Raw genomic sequence first — 272 nt, 5'->3', positions numbered from 1 at the left:
CGCTAAGGCAGATCGAAGGCTTGCGGCAAGGAGTGCGCCTGTTCCCGCAGCCGAATCTCTCACCGTTCCGCAACGCCTGGATGACGGAATCGGTTGCCCCGCGTGATTCAGCTCACCCGCGCCACCCGGCGGGACGGACGCAGCGCAAAAGAAAAAGGGCGCGGCTGATGCCGCGCCCCTGAACTTGCTCGATTCGAAACGATCAGCGTTTCGAGAACTGGAACGACCGGCGGGCCTTCGCCTTGCCGTACTTCTTCCGCTCGACCACGCGC

Annotated in this window: 2 protein-coding genes; one reads left to right on the top strand and one right to left on the bottom strand. The window is 64.0% G+C overall.

All coding sequences use genetic code 11. The features are described 5' to 3' along the window. Window positions 1–182, top strand: a 182-nt coding sequence (locus QSV46_RS39790) for a hypothetical protein (protein WP_314964102.1), incomplete at its 5' end; no start/stop codon positions are given. 20 nt (window positions 183–202) lie between these two features. On the opposite strand, the gene rpsI is transcribed toward QSV46_RS39790, so the two are convergent. Next, the coding region (rpsI, locus tag QSV46_RS39785; protein WP_314964103.1) for a 30S ribosomal protein S9 at window positions 203–272 on the bottom strand (70 nt) is incomplete at its 5' end.

It is taken from the genome of Bradyrhizobium cosmicum (genome assembly GCF_032290525.1).
Lineage (GTDB): Bacteria > Pseudomonadota > Alphaproteobacteria > Rhizobiales > Xanthobacteraceae > Bradyrhizobium > Bradyrhizobium cosmicum_A.
The sequence above is the reverse complement of the archived record's forward strand: the minus strand, read 5'-3'. Positions and strand labels throughout refer to the sequence as shown.